The organism is Streptococcus sp. NPS 308 (assembly GCF_002355895.1).
Taxonomy (GTDB): Bacteria; Bacillota; Bacilli; order Lactobacillales; family Streptococcaceae; genus Streptococcus.
Genome location: NZ_AP017652.1, coordinates 391,295 through 400,000 on the forward strand (window position 1 = coordinate 391,295; position 8,706 = coordinate 400,000).

At 41.5% G+C, this 8,706-nt stretch carries 11 protein-coding genes and 1 pseudogene (1 of these 12 running past the window's edge); 9 read left to right on the forward strand and 3 right to left on the reverse strand.

Translation table 11 applies throughout. The annotated features are described in order from the left end of the window. Positions 1-31: 31 nt before the first annotated feature. The 9 genes and pseudogenes from SNAG_RS02130 to SNAG_RS02170 all read left to right on the forward strand — a co-directional run bounded on the left by SNAG_RS02130 (position 32) and on the right by SNAG_RS02170 (position 6,821). Positions 32-1,108, forward strand: coding sequence for an N-acetylmuramoyl-L-alanine amidase family protein (locus SNAG_RS02130; RefSeq protein WP_172842377.1), 1,077 nt, complete (start codon positions 32-34; stop codon positions 1,106-1,108). A gap of 196 nt (positions 1,109-1,304) precedes the next feature. Next, positions 1,305-1,604, forward strand: a complete 300-nt coding sequence (locus SNAG_RS02135) for a DUF4651 domain-containing protein (RefSeq protein WP_002875970.1) — start codon at positions 1,305-1,307, stop codon at positions 1,602-1,604. After that, entirely contained in the window at positions 1,601-1,918 is a 318-nt protein-coding gene (locus SNAG_RS02140) for a thioredoxin family protein (RefSeq protein WP_096406130.1), read from the forward strand. Before SNAG_RS02135 ends, SNAG_RS02140 begins: the two co-directional genes overlap by 4 nt. A 15-nt stretch (positions 1,919-1,933) precedes the next feature. Beyond that, on the forward strand, positions 1,934-2,560 hold the full coding sequence (gene ytpR, locus SNAG_RS02145) for a YtpR family tRNA-binding protein (protein ID WP_096406132.1): 627 nt from the start codon (positions 1,934-1,936) through the stop codon (positions 2,558-2,560). Positions 2,561-2,602: 42 nt separating this feature from the next. Then, the gene (locus SNAG_RS02150) at positions 2,603-3,364 is read left to right on the forward strand and encodes an SDR family NAD(P)-dependent oxidoreductase (RefSeq protein ID WP_096406135.1); all 762 of its coding nucleotides are present in this window, start codon (positions 2,603-2,605) and stop codon (positions 3,362-3,364) included. A 77-nt stretch (positions 3,365-3,441) separates the two neighbouring features. Next, positions 3,442-3,838 (forward strand): annotated as a pseudogene (locus tag SNAG_RS09995) (single-stranded DNA-binding protein). 156 nt (positions 3,839-3,994) lie between these two features. Then, positions 3,995-4,279, forward strand: a complete 285-nt coding sequence (gene groES, locus SNAG_RS02160; protein ID WP_096406137.1) for a co-chaperone GroES — start codon at positions 3,995-3,997, stop codon at positions 4,277-4,279. 15 nt (positions 4,280-4,294) lie between these two features. Next, positions 4,295-5,917, forward strand: coding sequence for a chaperonin GroEL (groL, locus tag SNAG_RS02165; protein WP_096406140.1), 1,623 nt, complete (start codon positions 4,295-4,297; stop codon positions 5,915-5,917). Between the two features lie 136 nt (positions 5,918-6,053). Next, the gene (locus SNAG_RS02170) at positions 6,054-6,821 is read left to right on the forward strand and encodes an epoxyqueuosine reductase QueH (RefSeq protein WP_000567566.1); all 768 of its coding nucleotides are present in this window, start codon (positions 6,054-6,056) and stop codon (positions 6,819-6,821) included. Positions 6,822-6,890: 69 nt separating this feature from the next. Here SNAG_RS02170 and ntdP read toward each other — a convergent pair whose 3' ends face one another. From ntdP to SNAG_RS02185, 3 genes are all read right to left on the reverse strand, one after another. Then, entirely contained in the window at positions 6,891-7,424 is a 534-nt protein-coding gene (gene ntdP / locus SNAG_RS02175) for a nucleoside tri-diphosphate phosphatase (protein WP_000775318.1), read from the reverse strand. 88 nt (positions 7,425-7,512) lie between these two features. Continuing rightward, positions 7,513-8,289 (reverse strand): recombination regulator RecX, encoded by a 777-nt coding sequence (recX, locus tag SNAG_RS02180; protein ID WP_096406142.1) that lies wholly within the window; start codon positions 8,287-8,289, stop codon positions 7,513-7,515. A 10-nt stretch (positions 8,290-8,299) separates the two neighbouring features. Continuing rightward, a protein-coding gene (locus tag SNAG_RS02185; RefSeq protein ID WP_096406145.1) for an aminoglycoside 3'-phosphotransferase crosses the window boundary here: on the reverse strand, positions 8,300-8,706 show its 3' portion. 370 nt of this gene lie beyond the right edge of the window; only the last 407 of its 777 coding nucleotides appear in the window; the start codon falls outside the window, past its right edge; its stop codon occupies positions 8,300-8,302.

Here is an 8,706-nt window from a genome sequence, read left to right on the forward strand (position 1 = left end):
GAATTTAATAAATCCAAAAGGAGGATATGCGATGAAAAAAATCACAAAAATTGGTTTATCTTTAGCAGGTCTAGCTTTACTGACTTTTCCTCATTCAGGGCAGGCATTTGAGCTTAAAGAAGAATGGGTTATTAAGTGTGGAGTGCAGTATCAAGATGGCAAGATTCTTCGTTTTAACAATGGTCATGAAGTGGATATTAAAGTCTTGGATTTGCCAAAAACCGAGAAAATCGAGTGGACGGTTAGTCTCAATGGTCAAGATCAGACTGTCAATTTCCTAGGTCAAGAAAAGGACAAGTCTATGATTGGTGTAGAGGGGCGTTACCTGAATTTCTATGTTCCATATGGCTATAGAGGAGATATCAAGGTAGAAGCCAAGAGCGGAAATGAAGTAAAGACCTGGTCCACTAAAGTGGTTGACGATGTACATCATGAAGGTGTAAAGAGAGGCTACTACCGTATTAACGAATCAAATGATCAATACACTTACCTTGATGCTAAATGGGACTATCAAACCAAGACTTACACTGCAACCTTACCAGAGACTGTCAATGGTCAAAAACTCTTTGCTTGGGCAGACTATGATAATGGTGAGTTGAAGCTTGAAAAACTAAGAACTATCAGTCATAAATATGATAATGGAGGATCTTTCAAAGAACTTTATCCGATTGTAAAAGCAGAAGGATGGCTAAAATCAAACCAAAACTGGTACTATCAAAAACAAGGTCAATTAGTGCAGAGCGATTGGGTTTATGATAAGGGAACTTGGTACTTTATGAATGATAAAGGAGTCATGTTCAATCAAACTTGGCTTTATCAAGGTAGCAACTGGTATGCCTTTAAATCATCAGGAGCTATGATTGCTAGTGATTGGCTTTATGATCAAGGTAAGTGGTACTATTTATCAACTTCAGGAGCTATGAAAGCAAGCACTTGGGTTTATGACAAGGGAGAATGGTATTATGTAAGTTCTTCTGGTGCCATGCTAGCGAATGATTGGGTCAAAGATAATGGCAAGTGGTATTATCTAGCTTCATCAGGTAAGATGCTTCGCAATACCTACACACCTGATGGTTACTACGTTGGCAACTCAGGCGCCTGGCAATAAGAATAATACTCTTCGAAAATCAAATTCAAACCACGTCAGCGTCGCCTTACCGTACTCAAGTACAGCTTACGGCTAGCTTCCTAGTTTGCTCTTTGATTTTCATTGAGTATAAGAAGTCCTTTTCCCTAAAGGAAGAGGCTTTTTACTTGCTTTTCTGCTGCTTCCTTATTTGTCCTAAACCCCTTTTTGTGTTACAATGAATGGTATGAAAGCTAAGAAATTATGGATGACTGGCTTGACAGTGGCTGGTCTAAGTGCCCTCGCTTTGGGGGCTAAAAAAGCAGCAGATAACCACAAACTCATGAAGACTCAAGAAGAGTTGACCGCTATCGTGCGTGAACTTTTCTCAGATATGGGTGAGATTGCGACTCTCTATGTTCAAGTCTACGAAAGTAGCCTAGAGCGACTTGTTGGAGGAGTCATTTTCGAGGATGGCCGTCACTATACCTTTGTCTATGAAAATGAAGACCTAGTCTATGAGGAGGAAGTCTTATGATACAACCTGCAAGTTTAGAAGAATTGGCATCTTTAGTAGAAAAAGATGGCAAGAAAGTCTTCCTTTTTGTGGCGGACTGGTGTGGTGATTGTCGTTATATCTATCCAGCCTTGCCAGAGATTGAGGAGACCAATCCAGAGTTCACCTTTATTCGAGTGGACCGAGACCAGTATCTGGATCTGGCCAAACTCTGGGATGTGTACGGAATTCCTAGTCTTGTTGTGCTAGAAAAGGACAAGGAAATCGGCCGTTTTGTCAATCGTGACCGTAAAAGTAAGGAACAGATTAACAACTTTTTAGCAGGACTGAAATAGGAGAAAAAGGAAAGAATGATTTTTACATATAACAAAGAGCATGTTGGCGATGTCCTTATGGTCATCGTGAAAAATAGCGGCGATGCCAAACTAGACGTGGAGCGCAAAGGCAAAGTAGCCCGTGTTTTCCTCAAAGATAATGGGGAAACAGTAGCTTGGAATATTTTCGAAGTTTCAAGTTTATTTGTAATTGCAGAGCGCGGTCAAGTCTTTTTGACAGATGAGCAAGTAGCTCGTTTGAACCAAGAATTACAAACGGAAGGTTTTGCAGAGGAAATTGTTAATGACAAGGAACCTAAGTTTGTTGTTGGTGAAATTGTCGAGATGGTAGCCCATCCAGATAGTGACCACCTCAATATCTGTCAAGTAGCAGTCGCAAGTGACAAGACAGTGCAAATCGTTGCAGGGGCTCCCAATGCGCGTGTCGGGTTGAAAACCATTGTAGCTCTTCCAGGAGCTATGATGCCAAAAGGCAACCTCATTTTCCCAGGTGAACTTCGTGGTGAAAAGAGTTTTGGCATGATGTGCAGTCCTCGTGAACTTGCCTTGCCAAATGCTCCGCAAAAACGAGGGGTGCTTGAATTATCAGAAGACCAAGTTGTCGGAACTCCATTCGACCCAGCAAAACATTGGACTGCCTAGGAAGTTGTCAGTATCTGTCTCGCTAGTATAGAAGGAAATAAGATGGCAAAAAATGTAGTGATTACTGGAGCGACATCAGGTATTGGTGAAGCAATTGCGCGTGCTTATCTGGAGCAGGGGGAGAATGTCGTCCTAACAGGGCGACGGACAGACAGACTAGAAGCTCTCAAGTCGGAGCTTGCAGAAACGTTTCCAAATCAAACAGTTTGGACTTTTCCTCTGGATGTGACGGATATGACCATGGTGAAGTCTGTCTGCTCCGATATTCTAGAAACGATAGGGCAAATTGATATCTTGGTCAATAACGCGGGGCTGGCTCTTGGCTTAGCTCCCTATCAAGACTATGAAGAGTTGGATATGCTGACTATGTTGGATACCAATGTCAAAGGTTTGATGGCAGTTACTCGTTCTTTCTTGCCTTCCATGGTTGCGGCAAATCAAGGTCATATCATCAATATGGGCTCTACTGCAGGAATTTACGCCTACGCTGGTGCAGCGGTCTACTCAGCCACCAAGGCTGCAGTAAAAACTTTTTCAGATGGGCTTCGAATTGATACGATCGCAACGGACATCAAGGTGACCACCATTCAGCCAGGCATTGTCGAAACAGATTTCTCTACAATTCGTTTTCATGGTGACAAAGAGCGAGCTGAGGCGGTCTATCAGGGAATAGAAGCCCTGCAAGCTCAGGATATTGCAGATACAGTGTTCTATGTGACCAGTCAGCCTCGTCGTGTGCAGATTACAGATATGACCATTATGGCCAATCAACAGGCGACAGGTTTCATGGTGCATAAAAAATAAAAAATTTCTTCGAAAAGTTACAAATTTTTGTAACTTTTTTTGATTCCTTACGAATAGATAAGTAGGAGGAAGAAAATATGTATAATAAAGTTATCATGATTGGGCGTTTGACGTCTACACCAGAATTGCACAAAACCAACAATGACAAGTCAGTAGCGCGCGCAACGATCGCTGTGAATCGTCGGTACAAAGACCAAAATGGGGAACGCGAAGCCGACTTTGTCAATCTGGTTCTTTGGGGGGAAATTGGCCGAAACCTTGGCAAGCTACGCAACCAAAGGCAGTCTCATTTCCGTTGATGGGGAGTTGCGTACCCGTCGCTTTGAGAAAAATGGTCAGACCAACTATGTGACCGAAGTTCTCGTGACAGGATTCCAACTCTTGGAAAGTCGTGCCCAACGTGCCATGCGTGAAAATAACGCAGGTCAGGATTTGGCGGATTTGGTTTTGGAAGAAGAGGAATTGCCATTTTAAGCATAGAAAAGCCTGAGTCAATCTTAGGCTTTTTTATCTTGAGAAAAGTCAGACTTTTTTCTTGACTATTTTTGACCAAGTGATACAATAGAACTATGGTTTGGCACTCATATGTAAAGAGTGCTAATAATATGATTGTATTATGGAGGAAGACAAATGTTGAAACCATTAGGAGACCGTGTGGTCTTGAAAATCGAAGAAAAAGAACAAACCGTTGGAGGCTTTGTCCTTGCAGGCTCAGCCCAAGAAAAAACCAAAACTGCCCAAGTTATAGCTACAGGACAAGGTGTTCGTACCTTGAATGGTGACTTGGTTGCTCCAAGCGTTAAGGCTGGAGACCGTGTCTTAGTTGAAGCACATGCGGGTATTGATGTCAAAGATGGAGATGAAAAGTATATCATCGTTGGTGAAGCTAACATCTTGGCAATCGTTGAAGAATAATAGGAGAAAGTAAGTATGGCAAAAGACATTAAATTTTCATCAGACGCTCGTTCAGCTATGGTTCGTGGCGTTGATATTCTAGCAGATACTGTTAAAGTAACTTTGGGACCTAAAGGTCGTAACGTTGTGTTGGAAAAATCATTCGGTTCACCGCTCATCACCAACGACGGGGTGACCATTGCCAAAGAAATCGAGTTGGAAGACCATTTTGAAAATATGGGTGCTAAATTGGTATCAGAAGTGGCTTCGAAGACCAACGATATCGCAGGTGATGGAACGACAACTGCAACTGTCTTGACCCAAGCTATCGTCCGCGAAGGAATCAAAAACGTTACTGCAGGTGCCAATCCAATCGGTATCCGTCGGGGGATTGAAGCAGCGGTTGCCGCAGCAGTAGAAGCTTTGAAAAACAATGCCATTCCAGTTGCCAACAAAGAAGCCATCGCTCAGGTTGCTGCCGTATCTTCTCGTTCTGAGAAAGTTGGTGAATACATCTCTGAAGCTATGGAAAAAGTTGGCAAAGATGGAGTCATCACTATCGAAGAGTCACGTGGTATGGAAACGGAACTTGAAGTTGTTGAAGGAATGCAGTTTGATCGCGGTTACCTATCACAGTACATGGTGACAGATAGCGAAAAAATGGTGGCGAACCTTGAAAATCCATATATCTTGATTACCGACAAGAAGATTTCTAATATCCAAGAAATCTTGCCACTCCTAGAAAGTATTCTTCAAAGCAATCGTCCGCTCTTGATTATTGCAGATGATGTAGATGGCGAAGCTCTTCCAACCCTTGTATTGAACAAGATTCGTGGAACCTTCAACGTAGTAGCAGTTAAGGCACCTGGCTTTGGTGACCGTCGTAAAGCCATGCTTGAAGATATCGCTATCTTGACAGGTGGAACAGTCATCACAGAGGATCTTGGTCTTGAGTTGAAATATGCTACTATTGAGGCGCTTGGTCAAGCAGCTAGAGTGACTGTGGACAAAGATAGCACTGTTATCGTAGAAGGTGCTGGAAATCCTGAAGCTATTTCTCACCGTGTTGCGGTTATCAAGTCACAAATCGAAACCACAACTTCTGAATTCGACCGTGAAAAACTCCAAGAACGCTTGGCTAAATTGTCAGGTGGTGTCGCAGTCATCAAGGTCGGTGCAGCAACTGAAACTGAGTTGAAGGAAATGAAACTTCGTATCGAAGATGCCCTCAACGCTACTCGTGCAGCTGTTGAAGAAGGAATCGTTGCTGGTGGTGGAACTGCTCTTGCCAATGTCATTCCAGCCGTTGCTGATTTGGAATTGACAGGTGATGAAGCAACAGGACGCAATATTGTTCTCCGTGCCTTGGAAGAACCTGTTCGTCAAATTGCCCACAATGCAGGATTTGAAGGGTCTATCGTTATCGATCGCTTGAAGAATGCTGAGCTTGGTACAGGTTTCAACGCAGCAACTGGTGAGTGGGTTAATATGATTGAAGAAGGAATCATCGACCCAGTTAAGGTTAGCCGTTCTGCCCTTCAAAATGCAGCATCTGTAGCTAGCTTGATCTTGACTACAGAAGCAGTCGTAGCCAATAAACCTGAACCAGTAGCACCTGCTCCAGCCATGGATCCAAGCATGATGGGCGGAATGATGTAAGCTGTTTATACTAAACAATTCATAAGAAACACAAAAGGAGGGAATGAGCATCCCTCCTTTTATGGTTCCCTCTTCTAAATAGATTTGAGCTCTCCTAACTTATATGATAAAATAAGACTAGAAAAAGGAGAAGAACATGATCGATGTAGAAGAAATTCTGAGCAAGATGAATCCCAATCAGAAGATTAATTATGACCGTGTTATGCAGAAAATGGTTCAGGTTTGGGAGAAAAATGAGCAACGTCCAACTATTCTCATGCATGTTTGCTGTGCTCCTTGTAGTACCTACACTCTCGAGTATCTAACAAAGTATGCAGATGTGACCATCTATTTTGCCAATTCCAATATCCATCCCAAGGCAGAATATCACAAGCGGGCTTACGTTACAAAAAAATTTGTCAGTGATTTCAATGAGCGAACAGGCAATACAGTTCAGTATCTAGAAGCTCCCTATGAACCTAATGAATACCGGAAGTTAGTCAGAGGACTGGAAGAAGAACCCGAAGGTGGTGACCGTTGCAAGGTTTGTTTTGACTACCGTTTGGACAAAACAGCTCAGGTAGCTATGGACTTGGGCTTTGACTACTTTGGTTCAGCTTTGACCATCAGTCCCCATAAGAATTCTCAAACCATCAACAGCATCGGAATTGATGTGCAAAAGATTTATACCACCCACTATCTTCCAAGTGATTTCAAGAAAAATCAAGGCTACAAGCGTTCAGTTGAGATGTGCGAGGAGTATGATATCTATCGTCAATGTTATTGTGGGTGCGTCTATGCAGCTCAAGCTCAGAATATTGATCTTGTTCAGATTAAGAAGGATGCCACGGCTTTCTTGTTGGATAAGGATGTTGAAAAAGACTATTCCCACATCAAGTTTACTGTGACTAAATTAGATATATAGAAATCAACCCAGCTGAAAAGTTGGGTTTTTCAAATAAAAAACCAGGGTTTTCACCCCAGTTTGACAACTTTACCGATTCTTTAGTTCTATGTAGCGTTTGTACCAAATGTTGACATAGGCCTCTGAGAAAGGACCACGTCCATTGTTGATCCAATCAACAAGGATTTTAACATGCTCTTTCAAAATATAGTCTAAATCATCAGAATACTTCATCTTGCGTTTATGGCGCTCATACTCTTCAACGTCCAAGAGACGCTTTTCACCATCAGTGAAGACCTTGACATCCAAATCGTAATCAATGTATTTCAGGGCTTCCTCATCTAGATAGTAGGGGCTGGCCATATTGCAATAGTAGGAAATCCCATTATCGCGAATCATAGCAATGATATTAAACCAATATTTTTTGTGAAAGTAAACAATAGCCGGTTCTCGAGTCACCCAACGACGACCGTCACTTTCGGTAACAAGTGTGTGGTCGTTGACGCCGATAATGGCGTTCTCTGTTGTTTTTAGTACCATGGTGTCCCGCCAAGTACGGTGAAGACTCCCATCATGCTTATAACTTTGAATTGTAATAAAGTCGCCTTCTTTTGGAAGTTTCATAACTAACCAACTTTCTACAATTTATAAGTTTATCGTTTACTATTATATCATAAATCGGTCTAATTTTTTTGAATTTTACACGAAAATATTAAAGATATTCTCTGAGAGCGCTGGCTATATCCGAAAAATCATAGCCTTTTCGAGCTAAAACTTGGGTTAAACGCTGTTTAAGTTCGTATCCTTCATACTTTCGAGCATATTTAGTATATTGTTTGTCTAGCTCTTTAAAAATGAGTTCTTGAGTCGTTTCTTGGTCAACTTGACTATCCAAGTCGTCAAAGGCATTTTTAGCATCAGCATAGGAGAAGCCTTTGTTGGTCAAGTTTTGGATAATCTTTTCTTGCAAAGCGCGGGCAGGAAGCTTTCCGGTGTATTTTTTAAGCAGTTTCTCAGCTACACGTTGAGCAACTTCTGTATAGTCAAAATCCTTTAGAACACCTTCAATAGTTGATTTAGCAACTCCTTTTTGAGTTAGTTTTTGAGTTAGTAAATAGGGTCCTTTATCTCCAGAAAGTTGATTGGCATTTATGATGGAATAAGCATACTGATGGTCATTAATCCAGTTATCTTCTTTTAGATTAGCGATAACTTGACTAGCGATTGTATCTTCAATATCATACTTGTCCAGATACTCTCGTACTTCTTTTTCAGTACGGGCCTTGAAGGATAGATGGTAGAGAGCAAGATTTTTACCATAAGAAAACTGGGAAAAATCCTGAATCTCGGTCAGTTCCTCTTTGCTAATGACCTTATCTCGAGACAGCATAAAACGGACAATGGTATCTTTAGTGATATAAGAGGTTTGCTGATGATCTAGCTCCATCAGGTAGAGGCGTTTTTTCTTTTCAAGTTTTGTGATTTTCATGGTTTACCTTTTATCCAAATGCTTCAAAGGCAGCAACGAGTCGAAGTTTGTTTGTATCGACCTCTTCTCTGCCGTAATAGTCAAGAAACAGTTCAGCGTATTTAGGGTTATCTAGGTTATAGTTTAGAGACCAAACTGCCCAAAAGAGATCGATATGACGATCACTAAAATCAGCCAAACCTAGATCAATAAAGCAAGAGAAACGGCTAGCATCTTTTAGAATAAAGTTTGGTAGACAGGCATCACCGTGAATAAAGGCATCAGTCTTTAAAAGGTGTCCTTGTTCTTGGATGAGTTGGAAGGCCTCTTCGCGACTATTAATCTGAAATTGGGGTAGGAGGGCCTTGGAATAGAACTCGCCTTTTTTATAGTTTTTCAAAGCTCTATCTTTATAGGTTTGTAAATGATTTTCTGATG